The sequence below is a fragment of the Streptomyces scabiei 87.22 genome, from assembly GCF_000091305.1.
Taxonomy (GTDB): Bacteria; Actinomycetota; Actinomycetes; order Streptomycetales; family Streptomycetaceae; genus Streptomyces; species Streptomyces scabiei.
Map to the genome: position 1 here is coordinate 8,957,541 of NC_013929.1, position 24,139 is coordinate 8,981,679.

Genomic DNA, 24,139 nt, shown 5'->3' on the forward strand with positions numbered 1-24,139 from the left:
GCCGTCCGGTCAGCCATCAGCCATCAGCCATCAGCCATCAGCCATCAGCGTCAGTCGTCACCCCTGACGATGTGCGTATCGGCCCCGGCCCTCGTCACCTCGGCCCCGTCCCTCCTGTCGGCGACCGCGGGAAGGCACAGGCGCACACCCTTCCCACGCCGACGCCGGGACTTGGCCCAGCCGCTCTCGCGGACGACGAGCTTTTCGACGGTGTGCGTACTCACGACGCCTCATCTTCTTTCGGAACCCGAATCGTTTCTTCTCGCTTCGTGCGGCACGGGTTCCCGTCGGCCGAGTGCGTAAACGGCGCCGCCGCGCGCTCGGCAGGACCGCTCCTCGTGGCCGGGTACCGGCGTGCGGGGGAGGCCGTGACGGGTGTTCAGGGCAGGGGTGTTCCGCCGGTGGCGTTGAGGATCTCCGCCGTGATGAAACTCGCCCGCTCGGAGGCCAGGAACACATAGGCGGGCGCCATCTCGGCGGGCTGGGCCGGCCGCCCCAGCGGTGCCTGCTTGCCGAACTCCTGTGCGTCGGGAAGCGTCGCCGGGATCAGCGGGGTCCACACGGGTCCCGGTGCCACCGCGTTCACCCGGACGCCGTCCGTGGCCACCATCTGCGCCAGCCCCTGCGTGAACGTGACGATCGCGCCCTTGGTCATGGCGTAGTCGAGGAGGTGCGGGCTCGGCTTGTACGCCTGCACGGACGTGGTGTTGATGATCGACCCGCCCGGCGGGATGTGCGGCAGGGCCGCCCTGCACAGCCAGAACATGCCGTAGAGGTTCGTCCGTACGACCCGGTCGAACTGCTCGGTGGAGATGGCCCCGATGCCGTCCGGCTGTGACATCTGGTAGGCGGCGTTGTTGATCAGCACGTCGATCCTGCCGAACTCGGCAACCGCCCGGTCGACCAGGGCACGGCACTGCTCCTCGTCGCGGATGTCGCAGGGGACGGCGATCGCCTTCCGCCCGGCTTCCTCGACGAGCCGGGACGTCTCCCGGGCGTCCTCGGCCTCCTCCGGCAGATGGGTGAACAGGACGTCCGCGCCCTCCCGGGCGTATGCCAGCGCCACCGCGCGGCCGATCCCGGAATCACCGCCCGTCAAAACCGCCTTGCGGTCCTCCAGCAGTCCGCTGCCCTGGTAGGACTCCTCCCCGTGGTCCGGGGGCGGGTCCATGGCGCCGGTCCATCCGGGATGCGGCTGATCCTGCTGCGGGAAGTCCGGCCGGGGGTGCCGTTCGACCGGGTTCTGCCGCTGGTCGTCGCTCATGAGGACGGTCCTTCCTCGGTTCCCGGGGTCTCCGGACGGGGGTGCGCGATGTCTGCGTCGTCCGGGTACCCGACGTCGCCGGGCGTAACGAGGGGGCGCCGGGGTCAGTCCGCGGAGGGGGCCCGCTCGGTGCGCTCGGCGACGACCTCGGTGACGGCGGCGGACAGCTGTTCGCGCGTGCACGGGGGAACGGGGGCGCCCGTGCACGATTCCACGAGCTGGCGGGCCGTCCGGTGCAGCTTGGTGTTGGTGTTCTGGGAGGTCCTGACCAGGGCGTTCCAGGCCTCCACCGGACTCAGGGCGAAGGCGGCCATGAGGATGCCCCGGGCCAGGTCGATGGTGTCGCGGGTCTCCAGCGCCCGCCGCAACTGCACGACCTCCACCCTGGGGTCCGGCCCCCGATGGGGGGAGGTCGTCACGCCCGTACCACGACGGCCGTCCGCCGCGGGATGCAAGTCCGCCGCGTCCACGCCGTACGCGTCCACGCCGTCCGTGTCCGGGCCCTCCGGAGGGCCCGGAGGGCTGAACAGGGACAGGGTGTCGGTGAGCGAGAACACCCGCTGGGCCGCGGGGCTGATGCTGCGGATGGTGGCGGTCTTCGCGTGCTCCATGGCCTCCTGGCGGATGCTGAGCAGAGCGTTGAGTCCGGAGCAGTCGCAGAAGCCGACGCCGGCGAGGTCCAGGTCGATGCCCTCGGCCGAGCGGGCGAGCGAGTCACGCAGACCGCGCCGCAACTGGTCGTCCGTGCCGAGCTCCAGGTCACCGCGGACCGTGACGAGGACCCGGTGGCCGTGAGGACGGCTGCGCAGGCTGAGCGTCGGTGACGGCCGCCCGTCGGCCGGCCCGTCCGTCGGCGCGCAGCCGGGAGTCCCGGTGCTTGCCGACTCCGCGAGGGGCGCGGGCTCCGACATGGTTCCTCTCCTCCGGACGCTTCCGCGGGTTCTCAGCTACCAGCGTCACTCTCGCGGGAACACACGTCAAGAGATACAGGAACTCGGATTCAGGTATTCAGGTGCGCGAACTGGCAGGCGTATGATGACGTGCATGGCAGGAGTACCGGAAGCGCACGCGGGATGGACGTTCATCACGAACCACGCACGGGTGCTGGCCGCCATCGCCGAGGACCGGACCGTACGTGTACGTGACATCGCCGCCCGCTGCCGGCTCACCGAGCGTGCCGTCCAGAAGATCATCGCCGATCTCGAACAGAGCGGCTTCCTGTCGCACACCCGTCAGGGGCGCGGCAACACCTACCAGATCCGGTCGGACACCGAACTGCGCCATCCCGCCGAGGCCGGCCTCACGGTGGCCTCGCTGCTGGCGCTGCTCGCCCGGGTCGAGGCGCACCGGACGGGGCCGCTCGGCGACGGCCGTCCACCGAAAGAGGCGTGAGTACGCCACGGGGCGGGGGCCGTCGGCGCAGGTGTCCGACAGGGCGACGAAGGGGCCTGCGCCGGCTGCGGCTCGCGGTTCATGCTCGCGTCCCCGGCGCTGTGGTGGTGGCTCGGCCGCTCAGTCATCCCGGAGGTCCAGGGTCCGGTCGATGATCGCCCGGGCGATCTCGACGGAGGTACGGCCCTCGGCGAAGGCCCGCGCCCGTACCCGCAGCAGCGCCTCCTCGGCGCTCACCCCGAGCCGCACCATGATCATTCCGGTGGCCTGGTGCACTTCCTCTCTGTCCGACTCCGCTCCTGCCAGCCACGTCACGACCCCTTCGGGGGCGGGAGAAGCGTGGTCCAGCGCGATCACCGCCAGGGTGACGGCGTCGGCGACCAGCAGCGCCGTACGGACCTCGCCGCGGCTCGGCCTGCCGGGCGCGTCCCGGTACAGGTCGAGGGTGCCCAGGGCGCTTCCGGCCCCGGTCAGCGGCAGCGAGAACACCGCCTCCGCGCCCGCCCGGGCCGCCTGTACGGAGAACAGGGGCCAGCGACGGGTGTCCGGCACCCTGGTCAGATCGGTCGCGCACACGGGTGCGCGCAGGCGGACCGCCTCCATGCAGGGGCCCTCGCCGAGGGTGTACTGCACTTCCGCCAGCCGTGCGGCGACGCCGTCGCTGGCGCACAGCACCACGCCCAGCTCCGAGCCGTCCCCCAGGACCGACACGGACAGTCCCGTGGCCATGGGGAGCAGCGTGACGCAGGTGCGGCAGAGCGCGGCGGGCATCTCGGGCGGAGACAGCCCGCGCACCGCGGCGACGAGTTCATGGGCGATACGGGCGCGCTCCGGGTCCGTACCCTGATCGGCGTCCGGGCCGCCCAGCAGTTCGTCGTCGGCCATGACCATCACCTCCCTGGCGTCGTCACCCGGAAACGGTCCTACCGATCTCGGGACCGGGCCCGGACGCGACGGAGTGCCCGCCGCCTCCCGGTCCCGGTGTCCTGACGGTCGAGGACACCATGGTCACTGGGTTTCCGCCGCGCGCCACGGGAAACGCCCGAGCGGGGCCCTTCCACGGCCGGATCCGTCGAAGCGAGCAGGTGTGGGGAGGCGGGGCGGGGGGACTTGGTGGGCAGACCGGATTCGGCGACGTTCCCCTGGGGGCCGGCCCGGTCAGGCTTCTCTGGTTCAGACAACGTGCCGGAGGAGCCGTCCCCCGTGACCGCCTAGGGTGCGCCCCGCTCACAGATACGCCGGGCCACCTCGCGGAGCTTTATGTTGTTCTCCTGCGAGTAGCGGCGCAGCACGTCGAACGCCTCGTCCTCGCTGACGTGGAGACTGCCCATCAGGATGCCCATGGCCTCGCCGATGAGGTGCCGGGTGGCCACGGCCCGCTCCATCTGGGCGTGTGTGCGGGCGCTGGAGAAGGCGACCGCGGCATGAGAGGCGAGCAGCCAGCCCGCCAGTTCGCTGACCTCGGTGAACGCGCCGGACGCGCGGGAGTAGAGGTTGAGGGCGCCCAGGTCCTCGTCCTCGGTGAACAGCAGAAACCCCATCATGCTGCCGACACCGAGCCGGTGTGCGGCCGGGGCGTAGGCGGGCCAGCGCGGCTGCTCGGTGGAGAGGTCGTGGATGCGGAAGACGCGTTCCCCCGTCGAAGTGTGGGCGGCGTCGAAGCACGGCCCCTCCCGCAGCCGCTCCTGCAGCCGATCGCTGTCGACCACCAGCTGTTCCGTGGCGGCCAGCGACTCCACGGTCGAGTCGTGCAGCACGAGGATGCCGGCCGCGTCACAGCCCGCCACCAGTTCGGTGGCCGAGGCGGTGATCCGCTCCAGCGTGGCGTCGACCGACGGCTGTGCCAGCAGATCCCGCGCCATCGACGCCATCTGCCGGGCGAATCGATCCCAGTCCACGCCGTCCTCCGTCTCCCCGTCGCCCTGACCACCCTCGGTCCCAGCCTCGCACGCGCGCCCGCGGGAAGCCGCACATGACAGCGCCCTCCCCGGAACGTCGGCGGATGCGTACCGTCGTTGCCCGCCCGCCTTCGTCTGCCCCCTTCGGCCGGGGCCAAGCCACCGTCCGGTGTCGCGCCGCGGGGCCGCATCCACCGGCGCGAGGTGTCCGCAGGTCGGGACGTCGCGGTTCGGGGGTGCGTCCCGCCGTGGATGTGGCACTTGGTGGAGCATGGAGTGGACCGACAGGACGGTACGGGAGACACGCAGGCGCGGCGCGGCCGTCGTGACGACGCTGCGGCTGGCCTGGACGGAGCCGGGCCGGGAACGGGATCTGGTGGCGCAGGCCGGGAAGGCGGCACTGGCCGCCTGGGTGGCGTGGGCGGTGGCGGGCTGGTGGCTCGGCGCACCGATGGCGTTCGTGGCGCCGTGGGTGGCGGTCGTCCTGGTGGAGTCGACGGTCTACCGGTCGCTCGCGCACGGACTGCAGCAACTCGCGGCGATCGCGGTGGGCACGGTGCTGGCCACGGGGGTGGCGCTGGTGCTGGACACCACGCTGGTCACGATGGCCCTGGTCCTGCCGACCGTGCTGCTGCTGGGCCAGTGGCAGCGGCTGGGCAGCCAGGGCGTGTACGCCGCCACCGGCGCCCTCTTCGTGCTGACCGGCGGTCAGGTCACCGTCGCCGCCTCGGCGGCCCGCGTCGCGGAGGCGGTCTTCGGCGCACTGGTCGGTGTCGCGGTCAACGCGCTGGTGCGGCCGCCCGTGTACCTGCGCGACACCGCCGCCGCGCTGCGGGACGCCGCCCGCGAGGCCGGGGAGATCCTGGACGCCGTCGCGGACGGGCTGGCCGCAGGCGAGTGGAACGGGCACCACGCGGGGGAGTGGCACGAACGCGCGCTGCGCCTGGGCCGCCTGGTCGAGCAGGCGAGGTCGGCGATCGACTGGAGCCGGGAGAGCATGCGCGTCAACCCCCGGGGCCGTCGCAGGCACGGTGTCGCCGCCCCGGGAGAGGCGTACGCCGACGCGCTGGTCGTGCTCGACCAGGTGGCCGTCCACACCGCGGGCGTGACGCGCACGGTGTGGGAGACCGTGGACGAGGGCAGGGCGGCCCGGTTGGACGACGTGCTCGCCCGCCCCTACGCGGACTTCCTGCGCCGCACCGCACACGCCGTCCGGCTGTACGGCCGCACCCGCTTCGGCCCGGGCGATCACGACGGGCCCGCCGCAACGGAGTTGCGGGATGCGGCGGACGAACTCCGGCGCACGCTCGACGAGTTCCGCCGACGGCTGCCGGGCGCCGTCGACGACGACCCCGACGCGCTCGTGACCTACGGAACGCTGCTGGCCCAGGCCCATCGCCTGGCCGACCAGCTCGTCCAGGACCCCCACCCGGGCACCGGCCGGACGGACGGGCGAGCGCCGGGGCGGTAGCCGGTCGTTATCCGGTACTTATCCGGGTAGTAAACGGTCATTGTCGATTGATACCGCTCAACTTAGGCGCTGCGGATGGGGCGTCAATACCCTTCGGATACAGCGCGTCACCGAAGAGACGCAGGTCGGTCCATGTCAGCAGGGGGCATCCATGGGATCCGTTGAGCGGCCTCGCCGCATCGTCGTGCCGCCGGGCACGTCCGTCGTGCCCGGAGCCGCGCGGATCACCGCGCCGCCGACGCCCGGCCCCGTGGACAGTCGGCAGATGTTCGCCGCCCGCACTCCGGAACTCCTCGGGGGACTGCGGCGGTTGGACGCCGCGGTGGACGACGACGCCGTCCGGGACATCGCCGCGTGGCTGTGCGAGCAGTACACCTGCCGAGGGGCGCCGGTCCCGGTGGGCTTCGTCGCGCGGTGCCTGCTCGGTTCCCCCTACGTGGACCACCGACTCGGCCTCGACGGACGCATCCTGGGCCACTGCACGGCACACGACACCATGCCGCAGCCGTTCGACGCCGCCCGGATGCTGGCCCGTTCGGACGCGTACGCGTTCGTCGAGGTGTACGCGGACGGGCTGGTCCTGCCCGTGCTGCCCGACGGCGGTGTCGTCCGGCCCTGAGCCGACGGATTGCGCTTCACGAGAACGACACGGCACGGAACGGAGACCCGCGTGAGCGAGATCAACCTCGGCCCCATCGTCAGGAGCATCGACAACCTGGAGCGCCAACTGCAACGCTCCGTCCGCTCGCTCGGCGGCCAGATCGAGCAGGTGGACGGCGAGGTCCGCGACGTCAAGGCCGTCCAGGCGCAGACCAAGGACCGCCTGGAGGTCCTCTACGACAAGTTCCTGGAGTTCGTCGGGAGAACCGAGCGCATCGCCGCCGCCCAGCGTGCCGAGACCCGGATCGTCCGCATCAACGACGAGGTCGAGCACAAGTACGGGCACCACAAGGTGGTCCGCCGGACCGCGACCGGCATCCTCCAGGCGTTCGACACCGGCCTCGTCCAGGAGGAGACGGTCCGGCAGGTCAGCGAGGAGCTGATGATCCAGACGCCGCGCTACTGGCTCGCCCCCGCCCTGGTCGGACTGGCCGCCTGGGCCGGTGACGACGAGGCGCTGTGCGCACGGGCTGTCGAGGAGGCGTTCCGGCGCTCCACGTCGAAGACCTCCCTCTTCTTCGCACTGATCCTCCGCAGACAGGGCCGCCAGGACGCCTCCCTGCGCTGGCTGCGGCACTACCTGGAGGGACAGGACCCCCGTGTGCTCGGCCGGGAGTTCCAGGTCATCCTGGAATGTGTCTCCCAGGGCGCCTTCGGACCCCCGGGCCGCCAACTCCTCACCCGGACACTGGAGGAGTGGCGCAAGCGCCTGCTCGACGACGACGCCGTACGCGCGGCCCAGGCGGGACGCTGGCGGCAGGAGATCGACTCCCTGCGCGCCCCGTCGGCCGCCGCCGACTTCCCCCGTCTGACCGAGGTGTGCCCCCAGTGGGCTGCGCTCGACGACGTCCTCGCCCGCGCCCGCGCGCACGAGGCGCTGCTGAGCCGCTTCCGCACCCTCATGGAGAGCGAGATCCTCCCGGCCCACAACCTGGAGGACACCGTCGACGACATCCTCGACAACCTGGTTCGCAACTCGGACGAGGAGGAACTCCCCCTCCAGCGCGAACTGATGCTCAACCAGGCCATCGTGCGTCACGACGGCGACGAGGAGGCCGCGCGCAGGGAAGCGGACATGCGCTCCGAGGCGCTGGAGGAGACCCGCAACTACCTGAGCGTGCAGTCGGTCGCGGCCCTCGACCCCGAGGCCGTGGGCGCCTCACCCGCGGCGCAGCGGGTCGCCGTCGCGTCCTGCCAGGAGTGGTTCGCGCAGGCGCACGCCGGATTCAGCCGCGACTACCGGGCCGCCGTGCCGCCCAGGATCGAGATCTCGCTGCGCAACACCTACGGCATCGGCCAGGGCACCCAGCGCTTCAAGCTCACCACCTGGACCAAGCCGCTCACCGACGACCTGCCGGACCTGGAGGCGTCCCTGACCCGGCACTGGAGCGGCTACGTGGACATGTACGTCAAGTCCCTGGCCTACGACTACCGGTCCTCCCTCGCCCTCCTCGGCGCCGCGGTCACCGCGATCCTCGTGGTCTTCCTCGGCGTCCACGTCGGATTCGCGCTCATCGCGGCCCTCGCCGTCGGAGGCATCTGGGGCATCGTCCTGCACAACCGCGCCGACGCCGCGCGCACCGCCCAGGAACAGGCCCGGGAACTGCTCAGCCGGCACATGACGGAGGCCATCGGACGGCTCAGGGGCGCCCACGCCGAACTCACCGACTGGCAACAGCAGTACTGGGCGGCCGACTTCGTGGAGGCCGAGGCCCGCACGTTCATCGCCTCCCTGAACACCGCGACCGGCGCCCCCTCCCCCTTCGAGGGCCGCGTCGTCGGCGCCGGCGACTGAGCCGGCCGAGAGGAAACGACCATGAGCGACGACGACCTCCCCTTCACCCCGGACTCCACACCCCCCTGGCTGCGGCCCGAGATCCCGGAACACCTGCGGCCGTTCGCGGCGCCCCCCAGACCGCAGCAGCCTCCCGCCGTACCCGATCAGCGCGACTCCGATGCTCCCTCGGGACCCGTCCCGCCCGCACCGCCCACCGCGCCCGTCCCCTGGGCCTCGGACCCGCCGCGCCCGCCGGACCGGCCCGCGGCGGACCCCGTCACCCGGCGGCTGCGGCGGACCGTCACCGACCTCCCCGCCTGGGACCCCCTGCCACCCGGGGAACAGCTCGTACGCCGGCCGTCGGGAGACCTGTGAACAGCACCCGGTGGGGAGGCGGCAGCGACTACCAGATCTGGGCGCGGACCCTGGAGCGCTGGGCCGAGGGCGAACAGCCCGACCCCCTGCACCTGCCGCCGCTGTCCCCCGACAGCCTCCCGGCCGACACCTGGCAACGGCTGCTGACCCGCATCGCCGCCGCCGTCGACCGGCGGCTGCAGGACGGGCTCGACCTGATGGTCCGCGAGGTGAACGACGCCGCGGACGAGTTCTCCGTCGGACGGGCCCTCACCCGGGGCCGCGACGTCCTGCGCTCCGTCCGCTCCGTCATCACCCACACCAGCCTGCCCGCCGACTTCCGCCGGCGCATGGCCGGACTCATGGACGACCACACCCGCCGCCTCCAGGACGAACTCGAGCGGGGCGTGCAGGCACTGCTCGCGGAGGGCGCGGACCCCCACGCCGTCGAGACCCGGCGCCGTACCCTGCGCGACAACCCCCTCACCGCGGTGCTGTCCGGGCCGTCCGCACCGCCCCCCGTCGGCTGGTACGAGCCGACCGGCGGACGTCGCATCGTCACGCCCGACTGACGCCACCACGGAGAACCAGCATGCCGAACTACTCCGACAGCAAGCGCGACCTGGACAACTACCTCACCGCACGGGTGCCCGTCGTCGGGCTGCGCACCATCGAACAGGCCCGCGCCCTGCGCATGCTGAAAGAGGTCGCGAGCCAGCCCAGGCGCGCCTCCCAGCAGTTCTGGATCCACACCAGGGCCACCGGCCTGCGCGACCTGCGGTCCGGAGCGGCCGTCCTGGAGGACCGGTCGCTGACCGGAGCCATGGACTTCGCCGCCGCCCAGTTCGCCGCCCGCCCGCAGGCCACGCTCGTCCTGGTCGACCCCGGGGAGCTGGAATCCGACACTCCCTTCACCCGTAACGTCGCCGAACTCGCCCGGATCGCCGACGCCCACGCCGGATGCGTCGTCCTCATCACCGACAACCCCATCTGGAGCGGTCTGCAACGCCTGGGCATGAGCCTGCAGCTGGACCTGCCGAACGCCGACGAGATGTACGCGACCATCAGCGGCTTCCTCGGCGACCACCGGGGCGTGGTCGCCATCGCCTGGACCGAGCACGACGCCCGCAGGGCCGCCGAGTTCCTCCAGGGAGTCACCGAGGGCGAGGCGGTGAACCTCCTGGCCACCCTCATCGCCAAGGGGTCGGTGGAAGCAGCCGACGTGCTGGCCCTCGCCAGCTCCAAGGACCGCATCTTCAACAACCTCGCCGGACTGGAACGCGTCGCCCGCAAGGACGCCGACTACTCCGTCGGCGGCCTCACCAGCCTGCGCGGCTGGCTGGAGCGCAAACACCGGCTCATCCACACCGACCTGCGAGGCACCCAACTGCGCCCGCCGCGCGGTGTCCTGCTCGTCGGCGTCCCCGGCTGCGGCAAGTCACTGTCGGCCAAGGCCATCGCTCAGCAGTGGCAACTCCCGCTCTACCGGCTGGACATGGCCAGCATCCACGGCCGCTACCTGGGAGAGTCCGAGGGACGGATGCGGGAGGCGCTCGACGCCGCCGACCGGGTCGCGCCGTGCATCCTGTGGATTGACGAGATCGAGAAGGGACTGGCCGGCGCCCACGACAGCACCGGCGTCCAGCAGCGCATCATCGGACAGTTCCTGTTCTGGCTGCAGGAGTCGGACTCCCGCGTCTTCGTGGTGGCCACCGCCAACGACGTCCGCGGCCTGCCCCCCGAACTGCTGCGCAAGGGGCGCTTCGACGAACTGTTCTTCGTGGACCTGCCCGACGACCAGGACCGCAGGGAGATCATCACCCTCTACTACCGGCGCTACGTCAAGGCCGAACCCCACCCGGACCTGCTCGACCGCCTGGTGGAACTCTCCGAGGGCTTCGCCGGCTCCGACATCGAGTCGGCCCTCCACGACGTCGGCGCCGAGGTCCTCCTGGGCGGCGGGGCCGACCGGCTGAACCCCGCGTTCGTCGAGGACACCTTCGCCAACACCGCACCCCTCAGCCGCAGCAACCCCGAGCAGATCGAGGAGATCCGGGCCTGGGGCCGGGAACGCGCCGTGCCCGCCGGCCGGTCCGCCGCCCCCACCGCCCCGGCCGGCGCGGGCACGCCCCGCCGGGTGGTCGTCCTCGGGGACACCTGACCGACACGGACAGCCGAGGGGGCACGGGGTGGGGGACACCTGGGCGGCGCTGGCGGTCGCCGCCGTCGGAGTCGTGGGCACACTGGGCGCGGCGCTGCTGACGCAGAGCCGGGCCGACCGCACCAAGCGCCTGGAACTCCAGGCCCTGGCCCGGCAGCAGGGCGAAGAACGTGCCCACGGCGAACACGTGCGCCGGGCCGAGCTGTCGGCGGCCCGCGGACGCGAACTGCTCGACCTGCGACGCGCCTGCTACATCGCGCTCAACACCGCCGCCCGGCAGTACCAGACCGCCCAGGTCAACCTGTGGCACGCGCTCAAGGAGGGCACGGGCGTCGAGGAGTGTCTGCATCAGCTGGACGAGCGCCGCGACGCCCACCGGGAAAGCTACGCCGAGGCCCAGATGATCGTGCCGGCGGCCGTGCTCGCCGCCGCGGGCACCGCCGGCCGACAGCTCAACAGCGGTTACGGCACGCTGAAGAAGGCCCTCGCCGGCCCTGCCGCCGACGCCACGGCACTGGCGGCGTTCGAACCGCAGCTGCGGTCGGCGTGGACGCTGCTCTCGGACATGCGGCACACCATGCGCCGTGATCTGGGAGTCGACGAACCCGGCCCGTGACGGACCCCGACCGTGCGGCACGCAAGGCCTGGTGACGACGGGCGGCTCACTGGCCGTGATGGGTGAACGACGCCCAGACCTCCAGCTCGTCCAGCGGACCGTGCGCGGTGTCCGCGACCAGCGGCGCGCACGCGGCCAGCTCGGCGGGCAGGACCCGGCCCGGGTCCAGCATCCACAACTGCGCCGCACGCAGGGCGTCCCTCGGCGGCACGCCCCGCTTCATGTGGTGGTGGACGAGCAGTACCAGCAGCGTGGTCCGGGGGTCGTCGGCGACGGCCCAGCGGGAACCGACGACCGCCGTGGCGCCCACGCCCAGGAAGGCCGTGGCCAGGGTGAGCGCCTCGTCGTGGTCGCTCAGGGTCAGGTCGCTGGTGCAGTTGGCGAGCAGGACCGTGCCGCCGGGCATTCCCGGATCACGGCCGGCGGCGCCGGTCAGCAGATCCTGCACCGACACCGTGTGCGTGGCGTCCAGTTTGAGGACGGAGTCGTTCGAGGTCGGGCCGGTGTCCGCGTGACAGTTGACGTGCAGGAGGGCCGTCGGCGCGGAGCCCCGGCCCGGCAGGAAGCGTTCCAGCGAACGGGGTTCGGGCGGCAGCGGCGCCGACCGGCCGGGTCCGGGGGCTCCTACGGCGCCGGCGTCCTCTCCCGTGCCGCCGATCACGGTGACCTCCGGATGGAGGGCGGCGACGAGCGCCGCCTCCCGGTGCATCGTCGCCGAACCGTCCGGGTCCACGACGACGGCCACGGCGCCCCCGCCCAGGACGGCGGTGGGGCGGGCGGCCACCTCGATGAGCTGACGGGCGCTGGCACAGTAGGAGATGACGGCCCGCTCGCACGCGTGCCCGCCGTCCTCCGCGGCCCGTCCGCCGGCCCCGCCGCGACCGGGCGCCGGACAGAGCGCCGCGTGCCAGGGGACGATGCCGAGGGGACCCACGGGCGCGAGGACGACGCGTGGGGCCCGGCCCGGCCACCAGGTGTCGGCCGCCGCCAGGAGCGGCGCCATCGCGGCCTCGCCCGCCCACGCGCACAGCCGCTGCAGCGCCTGCCGCCACTCCTTCTCCAGCCGCAGCAGACGCTTGCGGTGCAGCTCGTGCATGACCAGCGGGTGGTGCGGGGCCGGGGGGTCCAGCCGGCCCGCCCTCTGGAATGCCTCCAGGGACGCGGCGTACGCGCCGACCGGCCCGGCGGACACGGAGGTCAGCTTCGGCAGCCGCAGGGAGCCGACCACCCCGGTCGCCGTGACGAGGACCGCGTGGCCGGGCGCCCCGTCCTCGCCGGGGACGAGGTAGGCCAGCACGTCGCTCCCCAGTCGGCGCAGGGTCCGGCCGAGCACGGCCGGGCTCGGCGCGGACAGGAGCCGCTTCTCGGCGGCGCTGCCCGCCAGTGCCTCCAGCACCCGGCCCCGCAGGTCGTCCGGCACCTCTCCGAGCCGCCCGCCGCCGTCGGCGGCCGCTCGTACCCATGCGTCGGCCAGCGCGGGCCGGCCGGCTCCCCGGAGCAGATCGGGGACGGTGACGTTCATCGTCGCGGCGTTGAGCACCAGCCCGCGGCCGAGTTCGAGCGCCTCGAAGGCCGACTCGGGCAGGCCGTCGGCGAGACTCCAGCGCACCAGTCGCAGCATGTCGGGCGCGATCGCCCGCGCGGCCTCCAGCCCGTGGTCCGCGCCCGACTGCAGCAGGACGGAGCGGCCGTAGCCGGTCAGCGCCGACCGGGCCGTCTCCCGTGACTGCCGCCGATGACGGGCGTCCCCGGGGCCGAAGGCGCGATGGGCGAGGGCGATGGTCCGGATCAGCGCGATCGCGAACGGGTCGCCGGGGCTCGCGTTGAGCACAGCCCACGCCTCCCGCAGCACGCCGACCGACTCCGTCAGGTCCTCGCGCCGCCCGGTGACCAGATGCCGGGCCAGCAGGAGACTGCCCAGCCCGTACAGGCAGCGCCCGCGCGACCCGTGGAACTCGTGGGGACCCCGTTCCGCCGCGTCCCGCAGCAGGGCGATGCCCCGGCCGAGGGCGTCGGCCCGGTCCGGTCCGGCGGCGGCGCCGTCGGCCGGTCCGCCGTCGGTGTCACCCGGCCGTGCCAGGGCCGCCGCCGCGCGCAGGCACAGCGCGGGGCGGTGCGGACTGTCCGCCGGGCAGGCGGCCGCGGCCTCGACGAGGGCGTCGACGCAGGCCCGGACGGCCGCCGTGTCGCCCGCCTCCCGTGCCTGCCGCAGGCCGTGCGCGGCCAGTTCGGCCCGGACGGCCGGCCCGCTCTGATGGTCCGGGGGCAGAGCGTGCCGGGCCTCCTCCCAGGCCCGTACGGCGTCGTCGGCGAGCGTCGTGGAGTGCCGCCGCCGGGACCGCGCGAGCAGCAGCCACGCCGGTCCGGCGCCGGCCAGCAGTTCGGCCCGGAAGGGAGCGGGCTCCGCCGGTTCCCCGGCGCGGAACAGGTGCGGGGGAACCCGGGGGTCGCCCGCCCGTGCCAGCACGGTGTGCAGCGGCGGCCGGGTGAGCCGGTCCGGCGTGCGGTCCAACAGCAGGTCGTACTCGTGGACGGCGGCGTCGAGATCGGCGTGGTCGCCGAGCAGCACATGCCGGTCGAGGAGAAGACGGGCCAGGAACTCGGCGCACCGGTCGGCGAGGTCAGGGGAGGCGGTGTCCGCCGGACGTACGCCGTCCGGTGCCGTGCGGCCGAGGACGCCGAGGGCGTGCCGGACGAGGGCGATGGCCCGGGTCAGGTCCTGCCCGTCGCGTTCCCGCAGCCAGCGGCGGTGGTGCGCCAGGGCGCGCGCGGCGGCCTCGACGGGACTCGCCGGCTCGGGGGCACCGGAAAGGATCTCGGCGACCCTGCCGAGGGGTACGGCGAACGGGTCGGGCGAGCCGTCCCCGAGCAGGATCGTCGCGGAGGGGTCGATCGTGGGCGGGGCGAGAGTGCTCTCGTCGTCCGGTGGATCGGCGGGGGCGGGCTCCTGCGGCCGGGGCCGCGGCGGCTCGGCCGGCCGGCCACGGTGCGCGGCCGGGAAGAAGGTGCCCAGCAGCGCCCGGAAATCGGCCACCGCTCCTTGCCGCAGTGCCTCCTCGACGCGCTCGCGCATCGCCGAGCCCGGCGGCAGCGCGTCCCGGGCCTGCCGCAGCGCCGTCAGGGCGGCGGTCCGTTCCTCGCCGGTCGCCTCGCCCCGCGTGACGAGGACGAGCCCGAGCGTGCCGGCGACCGCCAGCATCGTCGCCCGGAGCGCCCACGCCTCGGGTTCCAGCCGTGGGGCGGCCCGCAGCAACTGGCCCGTCCACGCACGGCAGTCGGCCGCGGAGGGCGATCCGTCCGGTGACCGCAGGAAGTCCACCATGACGGAGACGAAGACGAAGTGCGGTTCCCGTTCCAGGGTGGCCGGGTCCAGCAGCCCGGCCAGCAGGTGCAGATCGTCCTCGACGGTGGGGAACCCGCTGACGTCCGGAAGGGGCGGCCCGCCCGGTCCCTGGGGAACGGCGAACGGGTCGGTGTACCAGACGCGGTACAGCATGGCCGTCAGGAACGACCCGTTGAGGTTCTCGTCGCGGAACTCGCTGTCGGCGGGCGCCCGTTCCAGCACCACGCGCAACACGCGCAGGGCCTCGCGCAGGGACGCGTGCCGGACCTGCGGCAGCGCGCAGGCGAAGTCGAGGAGCAGCGCGACGCCCAGCAGACACTGGGCGCCCAGGTGGAGTTCGTCCTGGTGGTGGTAGAGACCCGTGCCGGTACGCAGCAGGTCGATGGCCTCGCGGAGGTCCGTCACGATGCGCGGCACCGTACGGTCCAGGGCCAGCGACGGATCGGCCGCGCCCGTGAGGAGGGCGTTGTTGCTGAGGTCGTACGCGTTGGGTGTGCCGCGGTCGATCACCCGCCGGGTCAGGACGATCGCGGTCTTCAGCACCAGCTCGGCCCGGTCGGTGTCGTCCGGGCCGATGAGGGCGGCGAGTTCACGGGCCCGGACGGTGAGGAGGCCGATGCCGTCCTCGTCCAGCAGCTGGTCCGACAGTTCGATCCAGAGCAGGTCGACGATCCCCGCCAGACAGGCCACCAGGTCCGCCCGGGCCTCCGCGACGGCCCCCGGGTCCGCCCCGGGACGGCCGGGGTCCGCGGCGCGGGAGAGCCGGGTCCGCGCCTTCTCCCACAGGGCCAGCGCCTCGGCGCGGTCGACGGCCGGTGCGGGGTCGCCGGGATGAGGCACCGCACGGTTGACTTCGGAGCGCTCCGCGAGGGCGAGCCCCAGGTTCGTCGCGATCCGGTGGGCGGCCTCCTCGGGCAGTGCGGGATGGGCGAGAGCCGTCCGGTACCACTCCACGGCCGCCGCCCGGCCCGCCCGGCCGGTGCCGGCCTGCGTGAGCGCGTCGCACACGTCCGCGCCCAGCTCGGCCGCGTCGGCGCCGGCCGGCCCGGGGTCGGCCAGCAGGGGCCGCAGGACCGTCAGCAGGGCGACGAACTCCGGTGCGGGGTCCGGGGTTTCGGCCGGGCCGCCGGACGTGCGGTGGCGGTCGCCGAGTTCGAGGTAGGACAGTAACGCGAGGTCGAAGGCGACCGCGGGGCGCAGGTCCGCGTCGAGGTCCTCGCTGTCGTGCGCCGACCGCAGATGTCCCACGGCCGCGCGGCGGTCCGCGAGCCGTTCGGGGCTGTCGTGTTCGGCGCACCGGCAGCGGTCCGAGAGGACCAGGCCCAGCACCGCGCGGCACTGGGCGGGATCCGGCAGGCACCGCGCGTCCGGTCCGTCGAGGATCGGGCCGAGGAGGTCGACGACCCGGTCGGCGTCGGCCGACCGCCGGGGGGCGTCCTCGCCCGTGCGCCAGCGTTCCGCGAGGTCGAGGGCGAGTTCGCGGCGGACCAGCACCAGGTCACGGGGGTCGGGCGGACCCTCCGGCCCGGGGGACGTGAACGCCTCGACGGTCAACGCGTGGACGGTGTCCAGCCGTGCGATGGTGTCGTCGAGATGCCGGAGTGCCTGTCCGTGGGCGTAGCGGATCCGGGACGCGTCGGCGGACAGACCGAGCAGCAGACGCCGTTCGGACGGCCCGGCGGGGGCGCCGGACAGCTCCGCCAGCATCCGCTCCACGTCGTCGACGAGGTTCACGACGTACCCCCCGTCCTCCTGACCGAGGGCGTCCTCGGCGGCTTCGAGGAGTTGTACGACCACGTCGATCCGAGCGAAACGATCTGTCATCCCGGATTCATCGGACTGATCATCGAAACCCTGATTCCCGGTGTACACGAAAACCCCCCGCCCGCGCCGGGGAATGTCCCCGTACCGGCATCTGAATTGCCAAGGGGATCGTAGCTCACTAGCGTACGGCCGTAATCCGTATTACGGATCGGAGGAGGGGAACGCATGGATGATTACGAGCAGCAACTCATCGCGGCGCTCGTGTCGGAACCGCAGTCGATCCGGGAAAAACTCTCCCCGGCGGACCGGGAACAGCTCGACGTACTGCTCGACCTCGTCGCCGAGGGCGGCGGCGAGCAGCGGTCACGGGGGATCGCGCGGGCCGTCGCCGCCCATCTGCGCGCGGCGCTGCCGGACGACGAGGGGAGCGCGGTGGGCCGGCGGTACACCTCCTCGTCGCTCACCCGACGGCCCCCGCACGACGTCCTGCTGGAACGCTTCGCGCCGGGAGGCACGGGCGGTACAGGTGGTGCGGGCGGCCCGTCCGCAGGCGCCCGGACCGGCTCGTACGCGACCGCTTCTCCCGCCGGGCCCGCGCCCGCCCCCGGGGTGCGGTGGGCCTCGGCCCGTGACCGGCTGCTGGCCGAGCCCGCCCTGACGGACACGGACCTGACGGAGATCTTCGGGGCCGCGGCCGAGCATCCCGAACTGATCCGGCTGCGCGCGTCCCAGGGTCCCGAGCGGCTGCCCGCGTTCCAGTTCGACGGGGAGGGCCGGCCGCGGTCCCTGGTGCTCGCCATCAACACGATGCTGGGCGCGGCGGCCGACCCCTGGGGGGTGGCCGACTGGTGGCTCGGGCCCAATCCGTGGCTGGAGGCCGTGCCGGCGGCCCTGCTCGGCGCGGGGCTGGACGATCAACTGCTCGCCGCCGCGAGCGTGGTGGGGGAGGACTACTGACATGGCCCGTGGAGCGAAACTTCCCGAGAAGGGCGCGGCCGACGCCCGCAGGACGGTGCGCAGGGCGGGCGAGGTGTTCTACCGGGTGCACTCGCGGCGCCGCGCGGCGGACCGCTTCAACCCGGAGCCGCAGGACCATCACTTCGGCGGCGGCCGCTTCGACAGCACCCCGAACGATTCCTACGCGTACCTGTACGCGGCCCCCAGGCCCGAGACCGCGATCATCGAGAGGTTCGTCCGCACCCTGCGCTTCGACGGCCTCGGCAACTCCCGGATCCTGCTGCGGAAGGAACTGGAGGGCAGGCTGCTGTCCCAGGTCAGGCTCACCCGCGACGTCGAACTGGTCTCCCTGTGCAGCATCCTCCACCTCAACGCGGTCCAGCAGAGCGACTGGTGGCTCGTGGAGTCCGACCCGACGGAGTACGCGTTCACCCGGCGCTGGGGGCACTGGCTGCGCGCCGAGGCCGAGTGGGCGGACGGGTTCGTCTGGCGCTCGCGTCTGGACGGCCCCCACGAGTCCCTGGTCCTGTTCGGCTCCACGGCCGAGAGCGACCTGCTCACGGTGACCGAGGAGCCTGCGAGGGTCCTCGACGACGAGGACGGCCTGCGCTGGCTGGCCGGGACCCTGGAGGAGTACCACGTCGAGATCGGGTCGGTGGACCGGTTGCCGGGCATCGGGTCCTGACCCTGCCTCCGCGCACTCACGGGGGTCCGGCCGGACTTTTTCCGGGCGGGAACCGGTAGCTTTCCGGATTCTCGCCGGAGATCGGTGGAACGGGTTCCGATCCCGGACGCCACTCGTGCATACTTCTGGTCGAAAGGCCGCGGAAAAGCACGGGGGAATGCGGCAGTAGGAAAGCGCGGTATTCGAGTTCCACGGGGCGAGCGAATTCGAATACCGTGCTCTTCCGTCCCCGCCCCGTCGTACATTTGAGGAATATCAGGGCCGCCGGTCGCGCAGTACGTCGATCACCGCGCGCGCACTGAGCGGATTACGGGTCACCAGATGCACCGACCAGTCGGGGTCGGCCCGCAGCACCTGCTCCAGCGTTCCGACGACGGTCTCGGCGCTGGTCCGTGCGTCGAGGCCGCCCCGGCCCGCCCCGAGCAGAGGGAGCGCGACGGACCGCAGCGGCGCGCGGCCCGCACGCCGCTCGGCCGCCGCCAGCTGGAACACGCGCCGGACGGCGGTCGCGACGGCCGCGGGCGCGGTCTCGTACCCGTCGCCCGCCGCCGAGGGCGTGGCGACCGCCGCGTGCAGGATGCGCCGCACCCCCTGCGCGGCCAGCGCCCCCGGCGAGGTCACGGCGACCGTACCCGCCGTCACCGGGAGCCCGGGCACTCCGAAGTTCCGCACCCAGTCGGCGAGTTGACGGGCTATCACATCGTCCGTGATCCGTCCGACGGCGTCCTTCGTGGCCCCCGCCCGCCGCAGGCTGCCGGAGACCGTCCGCCGGAACGTCTTCGACATCTCGAAGTAGATGTTCTCCGAGGACACCAGCACGTCCACGCCCGTCACCAGCTCGATGGGCGCCACATGCAGGGTGAGCAGGACGTCCCCGTGGGGGAACGCGGTCCGTAACACATGGCGTCCCGCGCGGACGGGGACGACGTCGCCGTCCGCGGCGCTCTCCCGGACGTTCTCCCGGGACTCCGGGGCGGGCCCGGCCCGGTGGCCCTCGAAGTTCAGGACCGCGCGGGCCACCTGCTGGAGCATCAGCTTCTCCTGGTGCTTGCGGAACCGCTCCGCCCCCACCCCGTAGACATGGGCCGCCCGCGCCCGGCGCTCCTTGCCCGACAGATCGCGGGTGCCGGGGGCGAAACCGAACGAGTGCAGGGCCGCGTCCCGCAGCAACTCCCCTTCCAGGCCCAGCAGTACGGCGTGCAGCAGGCGCTCCACCGCCTCCGGCTCCGCGCGGCCGCCGGGTGCGGACGGCTCCGCACCCGGGGACCGGTCCGCGATGTACGCCGCCAGCGTCTCCAGCCGTGCCTCGTGCAGCCGCAGCAGCCCCAGCGCCCGGACCCGGCCCAGTTCGTCGACCAGCCTGTGCAGTGTCGTCGGGAGGTCCGGTCCGGTGTGCGCCTGCTCATCAATCACCGCTCAAGGATGGGCAGAGGGCCCGCACCCGGCAAGCGGTTTGGGACGATCGGGAGAAAACGGTACGACTATTCGCCCGCCGACGAGGTCAGGGTGACGTCGTACGTCCACGTCCGTCCGTCGTGGCCTGCGGAGAACCACGTCGGTGCGCGTTCAGTGGCGGGGGGACCGGCGGACCGTCAGGACGGCGACGTCGTCGTGCCGGCCGCCGCTGCCCGCGTACGCCCGTGCGTCCTCGTACAGGGCCCGGGGCAGGTCGGTGGGGGAGAGGTCGAGGTGCTCCGCGAGGCGTTCGTCGACCGGGTAGAACGTGCCGTCGGCGGCGCGGGTCTCGGTGAGGCCGTCGGTGCTCAGCAGCAGCGTCGCGCCGTCCGGGAACGGGAACCAGCCCACGGTGGTGGGTTCGACCGCCAGCTCGGCCAGCCCGAGCGGGACACCGGAGTCCAGCTCGGCCGTGGTCACCCTCCCTTCGTGCATCACGTGCGGGGGGACGTGCCCGCAGTTGACCGCCTGGGCCTCCTCCGTCAGCGCGTCGACGCCGATGACGAGAGCGGTCACGAAGCGCTCGTCGTCGCCCGTGTTCTCGGCGTAGGAGTTGTGGCGGACCACGGCCGCGTCGAGGGCGTCGGCGAGCGCGGTGAGCGTGGGCTCGCGGTGGGCCGCCTCACGGAAGGTGCCGATGACGGCGAACGCGGCGCCCACGGCGGCCAGGCCCTTGCCCTGGACGTCACCGATCAGCACTCGGGTCCCCCAGGGCGAGGCGACGACGTCGTAGATGTCGCCGCCGACGAGACGGTCCTCCTGCAGGGGTTCGTACACGCCGTTGACCAGGACGTCGTCGGTGAGCAGGGGGAGGGGGTGCAGGATGTGCCGCTGCATGGCCGCGGCCGTGGAGCGCAGCCGGAACATCTCCGCCTCGCGTCCGATCCGGCGGTGACAGGCGTACACCGAGGCGGCGCCCAGGGTCAGGGTGAGCAGCACCAGCAGGAGACGGTCCAGCCAGCGGTCCGCGTCGACGTTGCGCACCACGGCCGTGGCGGTGACGACGAGGGTGGTCCACGCGGCGACGAACGCCGTCTGGCGAACGGTGCACAGCGCCGACGCCGTCCCCGGCAGGAACACCAGCAGTCCGAGCAGCCACACCTCGGACCCGGACAGCACGCCGAGGGCCTCCACCAGGGCCGTCACGGCCAGGACGCCGAGGACGAGTTCGGCGTTGCGGGGCGGCTCGATGGCCTCGAAGGCATCGACGGCCTCGGCGGACCTCTTCCGGCGGCTACCGGCCATGGGGACTCCCGGGCAGATCGTGATCTCCCCGTACGGTAAGCCGGGCCGGGTCGCGCGGGGGAGGCGCCCCGCCGGTCCGGCCCGGCAGGGCCCTCCGGGCCGGGCGCCCGGGCGGACCGGCGGCCGGGGCGCCGCCCGGATCCCACTCGGGGGCGTACGCCATGGAGGCGGCCGGCGCGGGTGAGCCGGCGTACGGCGTGGTGCGGCGAGATGCCGTGCGGTGCAGGCCCCCCACGCCCTCGGACGACGCGGCGCGCGGGCGCGGAGGAACACTGGGATGCTGTTGCTGGACGTGGAGCACTGCCCACATTCTGACGGCCAGGTGGTGGTGGAAACCATGGCAGGGTCCGGGGAGAGCGGTTCGGGGCGCCTGCTTCCGTGCGCCGACCCCCGGGGCGACCCCTACCTGCGGACCCGGTTCGCCGTACCGGCCCGCCCCGGCACCTTCCTCAGGCGGGCCCGTCTGGTCGACCGCCTCGACCGGGCCCTGACCACACCGCTGACCGTGGTCAACGGCGCCGCCGGCGCCGGCAAGACCCTGCTGGTCGCCGACTGGGCCGCACGGCAGGAGCCGCCGGTCGCCTGGCTCACCACCGAGGCCGGCGACCAGGGCCCCGGCATGTTCTGGGCGTACGTCCTGCAGACGCTCCGCTCCGCCGGCGTCCCCCTGTCGCCCGAGATCGGCTGCCCGGCCGACGCGGGCCGGGCCGACCGGACGCTGCTGACGCGGCTCGCCGCGGAGCTGGGCGCCCGGGAACGGCCCGTGATCCTCGTGCTCGACGAGTTCGACCGGGTGGCCGACCCCGAGATCGCGGACCAGCTGGAGTTCGTCCTCCATCACGCGGCGGGCGGCGTGCGCCTGGTCCTCGTCACCCGCACCGAACCGCTGCTGCCGCTGCACCGCCACCGGACGGCCGGTGACCTCACCGAGATCAGGAACGCCGAGCTGGCCTTCACACCCGAGGAGGCGTCCGTCCTGCTGGGCCTGCACGGCCTGCGGCTGCCCGTACCGGTCGCGGAGGCACTGGTGGAACGCACCCGGGGGTGGGCGGCCGGTCTGCGGCTGTGCGCGCTGGCCGCCCGGGAGAACCCCGACCCGGAGATGTATCTGAAGCGGTTCGAGGTCGAGCGCACCGCCGTCGCGGACTTCCTGCTCGCCGAGGTCCTCGAACGGCAGCCCCCCGAGACGCAGGACCTCCTTCTACGGGTCAGCGTCCTGGAACGCATCCGCCCCGAACTCGCGGACGCGCTGACGGAACGCGGTGACGCCGCCGGGATCCTGGCGGAGCTGCACCGCGGCAACGCGTTCGTGGAGGATCTCGGGCACACCTGGTACCGCCTCCACCCGCTCTTCGGCGAGATCCTCCGCGCCCATCTGCGGATGCGCCTGCCCGGTCTGGAACCCGTGCTCCACCGGCGTGCCGCCGACTGGCTCCGCCGCTCGGGACTGCTCGACGAGGCGCTCGGCCACGGGGCCGCCGCGGGCGACTGGGACTTCACCGCCGGCGCCCTCGTCGACGACCTCGCCCTCGGTCAGCTGTTCACGGGACTGCGCTCCGACGACCTGACCGCGCTGTTCTCCCGTATGGGCCCCGAGGCGCGGAGCCCGGCCGCCCACCTCGTACGGGCGGCCCGTGAGCTGTCCCGGTGCGAACTCGACCGGGGCCTGAGCCATCTGCGGCACGCGGAGCGGGATCTCGCGGAGGACGAGGACCGGGCGGAGGACGAGCCCGGCCCGGCGGCGGCCCGGCTGAGCTGTCTGCTGCTGGAGGCGCTCGCGGCCCGGCTGACCGGCTCGCCGGGCCGGGCGGAGCTGGTGGCCGGGACGGCCGAGCGGCTGCGGGAGCAGGTCCCGGCCCACCTGCTGGACGCGCACCCCGAACTCACCGCCCTGCTCCTGACCCACCTGGGGTCGACGCGTCTGTGGGCCGGGCGCTTCGAGGAGGCGCGTGCCGCGCTGTCCCTGGTCACCGAGGGCTCCGGGGACGCGTCGACGGCACTGGCGCGCGAGGACTGCCTCGGCCTGCTGGCCCTCATCGACTACCTGAACGGCTGGCCCGGCAGGGCCGAACGCCGGGCCAACGCGGCGCTGACCCTCTCCGAGCGGTACAGCCTGCCCCAGCCGTCCGCCTTCGGCATCGCCCATCTGGTCCTGGCCGCCGTCGCCGTCGACCGGGACGAGCTGCGGCTGGCCCGCGCCCATCTCGACGCGGTCGCGGACGACCGTTCCCCGCTGCGGGACCCGGTGACGGAGGCCGGCCGGGCCATCGCCACCGGCCGCCTGCTGCTCGCGCGCGGCGACACCCGGGGCGCCCTGGCGGCGACCGAACCGGCCGTCACCGCCGACGTGGCCTCACCCTGGGCGCGAGGGCACACGGCCCTGGTCGCCTCCGCCGCCCACCTCGCCCGGGGCCGGCCCGAGGAGGCCGCCGCACTGCTGCACGACGTGCCCGGGCACCAGCCGGTCTGCGCGGTGGGAGAGGCGCGCGCCCGGCTGGCCGCGGGCACGCCCCGCGCCGCTCTCGACGTGCTGGACGCGGTGCCGGCCGAGACCCGCACGGGCCCCGCGGTGACCGTGCGGGCCCTGCTGGTCCGCGCGGAGGCCGCGCACGCGGTCGGGGACACGGCCGCGGTGCGCCGGCTGGTCGCCCAGGCCCTCCACGAGGCCCGGCGCGAGCGGCTGCGCCGTCCCTTCGCCGAGGCCGGCGGATGGCTCCGGCCCGTCCTCGACACCGCACCGCTGCGAGGGCTCGCGGCAGGCTGGCTCACCCCCGGGCCCGCGCCGCACACCGGGACGCCCGGCCCCGAGGACCGGCCACCGGTCGTGGAGGACCTGAGCGGGCGCGAGCGTGACGTGCTGCGGGGGCTGGACCGGATGATGTCCACCGAGGAGATCGCCGCCGACCTGTGCGTGTCGGTGAACACCGTCAAGACGCACCTCAAGAGCGTCTTCCGGAAACTGGCGGTCAACCGCCGCAACGACGCCGTACGCCGCGCCCGCGAACTCCACCTGCTGTGACCCCGTCGACACCGCCCACCGCCGGACCATGGCGTGCGGTGCCCCACGGGCAGAGGTATGACTGACACGTGGCCCGGC

Annotated in this window: 19 protein-coding genes; 11 read left to right on the forward strand and 8 right to left on the reverse strand. The window is 73.6% G+C overall.

All coding sequences use genetic code 11. From position 1 onward, the window contains the following. Positions 1-50: 50 nt before the first annotated feature. From SCAB_RS47905 to SCAB_RS38655, 3 genes are all read right to left on the reverse strand, one after another. Positions 51-224 carry a hypothetical protein gene (locus SCAB_RS47905; RefSeq protein WP_013005480.1) on the reverse strand — a complete coding sequence of 58 codons (174 nt, stop codon included), beginning with the start codon at positions 222-224 and terminating at the stop codon, positions 51-53. 155 nt (positions 225-379) lie between these two features. Next, positions 380-1,264, reverse strand: a complete 885-nt coding sequence (locus SCAB_RS38650) for an SDR family oxidoreductase (RefSeq protein ID WP_013005481.1) — start codon at positions 1,262-1,264, stop codon at positions 380-382. Between the two features lie 104 nt (positions 1,265-1,368). After that, positions 1,369-2,175: an ANTAR domain-containing protein gene (locus SCAB_RS38655; protein ID WP_013005482.1), complete on the reverse strand. Its 807-nt coding sequence runs from the start codon at positions 2,173-2,175 to the stop codon at positions 1,369-1,371. Positions 2,176-2,308: 133 nt separating this feature from the next. Here SCAB_RS38655 and SCAB_RS38660 point away from each other — a divergent pair, with 133 nt between their 5' ends. Further along, on the forward strand, positions 2,309-2,656 hold the full coding sequence (locus SCAB_RS38660) for a helix-turn-helix transcriptional regulator (RefSeq protein WP_013005483.1): 348 nt from the start codon (positions 2,309-2,311) through the stop codon (positions 2,654-2,656). A 120-nt stretch (positions 2,657-2,776) separates the two neighbouring features. On the opposite strand, the gene SCAB_RS38665 is transcribed toward SCAB_RS38660, so the two are convergent. Further along, on the reverse strand, positions 2,777-3,541 hold the full coding sequence (locus SCAB_RS38665) for a GAF and ANTAR domain-containing protein (RefSeq protein WP_041671207.1): 765 nt from the start codon (positions 3,539-3,541) through the stop codon (positions 2,777-2,779). 326 nt (positions 3,542-3,867) lie between these two features. Then, positions 3,868-4,554, reverse strand: a complete 687-nt coding sequence (locus SCAB_RS38670; RefSeq protein ID WP_106437342.1) for an ANTAR domain-containing protein — start codon at positions 4,552-4,554, stop codon at positions 3,868-3,870. A gap of 271 nt (positions 4,555-4,825) precedes the next feature. Between SCAB_RS38670 and SCAB_RS38675 the strand changes: the two genes are divergently transcribed. The 7 genes from SCAB_RS38675 (at position 4,826) to SCAB_RS38705 (ending at position 11,593) form a co-directional block, all read left to right on the forward strand. After that, positions 4,826-6,025, forward strand: a complete 1,200-nt coding sequence (locus tag SCAB_RS38675) for an FUSC family protein (protein WP_013005486.1) — start codon at positions 4,826-4,828, stop codon at positions 6,023-6,025. Between the two features lie 151 nt (positions 6,026-6,176). Beyond that, positions 6,177-6,644 carry a hypothetical protein gene (locus tag SCAB_RS38680; protein WP_013005487.1) on the forward strand — a complete coding sequence of 156 codons (468 nt, stop codon included), beginning with the start codon at positions 6,177-6,179 and terminating at the stop codon, positions 6,642-6,644. Positions 6,645-6,695: 51 nt separating this feature from the next. Next, positions 6,696-8,480 (forward strand): hypothetical protein, encoded by a 1,785-nt coding sequence (locus SCAB_RS38685; protein WP_013005488.1) that lies wholly within the window; start codon positions 6,696-6,698, stop codon positions 8,478-8,480. 21 nt (positions 8,481-8,501) lie between these two features. Further along, positions 8,502-8,837 (forward strand): hypothetical protein, encoded by a 336-nt coding sequence (locus tag SCAB_RS38690; protein WP_013005489.1) that lies wholly within the window; start codon positions 8,502-8,504, stop codon positions 8,835-8,837. Continuing rightward, the gene (locus tag SCAB_RS38695) at positions 8,834-9,388 is read left to right on the forward strand and encodes a hypothetical protein (protein WP_013005490.1); all 555 of its coding nucleotides are present in this window, start codon (positions 8,834-8,836) and stop codon (positions 9,386-9,388) included. Before SCAB_RS38690 ends, SCAB_RS38695 begins: the two co-directional genes overlap by 4 nt. A 20-nt stretch (positions 9,389-9,408) precedes the next feature. Next, positions 9,409-10,977 carry an AAA family ATPase gene (locus tag SCAB_RS38700; protein WP_013005491.1) on the forward strand — a complete coding sequence of 523 codons (1,569 nt, stop codon included), beginning with the start codon at positions 9,409-9,411 and terminating at the stop codon, positions 10,975-10,977. Positions 10,978-11,005: 28 nt separating this feature from the next. Continuing rightward, positions 11,006-11,593 carry a hypothetical protein gene (locus tag SCAB_RS38705; protein ID WP_013005492.1) on the forward strand — a complete coding sequence of 196 codons (588 nt, stop codon included), beginning with the start codon at positions 11,006-11,008 and terminating at the stop codon, positions 11,591-11,593. Positions 11,594-11,639: 46 nt separating this feature from the next. Here the strand turns inward: SCAB_RS38705 and SCAB_RS38710 are convergent, their stop codons facing one another. Next, positions 11,640-16,760: a CHAT domain-containing protein gene (locus SCAB_RS38710; RefSeq protein ID WP_013005493.1), complete on the reverse strand. Its 5,121-nt coding sequence runs from the start codon at positions 16,758-16,760 to the stop codon at positions 11,640-11,642. Positions 16,761-16,925: 165 nt separating this feature from the next. On the opposite strand from SCAB_RS38710, the gene SCAB_RS38715 reads away from it, so the two are divergent. Next, positions 16,926-17,657: a hypothetical protein gene (locus tag SCAB_RS38715; protein WP_013005494.1), complete on the forward strand. Its 732-nt coding sequence runs from the start codon at positions 16,926-16,928 to the stop codon at positions 17,655-17,657. 1 nt (position 17,658) lies between these two features. After that, positions 17,659-18,342, forward strand: a complete 684-nt coding sequence (locus SCAB_RS38720) for an RES family NAD+ phosphorylase (protein WP_013005495.1) — start codon at positions 17,659-17,661, stop codon at positions 18,340-18,342. A gap of 255 nt (positions 18,343-18,597) precedes the next feature. On the opposite strand, the gene SCAB_RS38725 is transcribed toward SCAB_RS38720, so the two are convergent. Both SCAB_RS38725 and SCAB_RS38730 read right to left on the reverse strand, forming a co-directional pair. Beyond that, the gene (locus tag SCAB_RS38725; protein WP_041670121.1) at positions 18,598-19,755 is read right to left on the reverse strand and encodes a macro domain-containing protein; all 1,158 of its coding nucleotides are present in this window, start codon (positions 19,753-19,755) and stop codon (positions 18,598-18,600) included. Positions 19,756-19,908: 153 nt separating this feature from the next. Further along, positions 19,909-21,042 (reverse strand): PP2C family protein-serine/threonine phosphatase, encoded by a 1,134-nt coding sequence (locus SCAB_RS38730; protein WP_013005497.1) that lies wholly within the window; start codon positions 21,040-21,042, stop codon positions 19,909-19,911. 337 nt (positions 21,043-21,379) lie between these two features. On the opposite strand from SCAB_RS38730, the gene SCAB_RS38735 reads away from it, so the two are divergent. Continuing rightward, complete coding sequence (locus SCAB_RS38735) at positions 21,380-24,061, forward strand: LuxR C-terminal-related transcriptional regulator (protein ID WP_041671210.1); 2,682 nt, start codon at positions 21,380-21,382, stop codon at positions 24,059-24,061. Positions 24,062-24,139 lie beyond the last annotated feature (78 nt).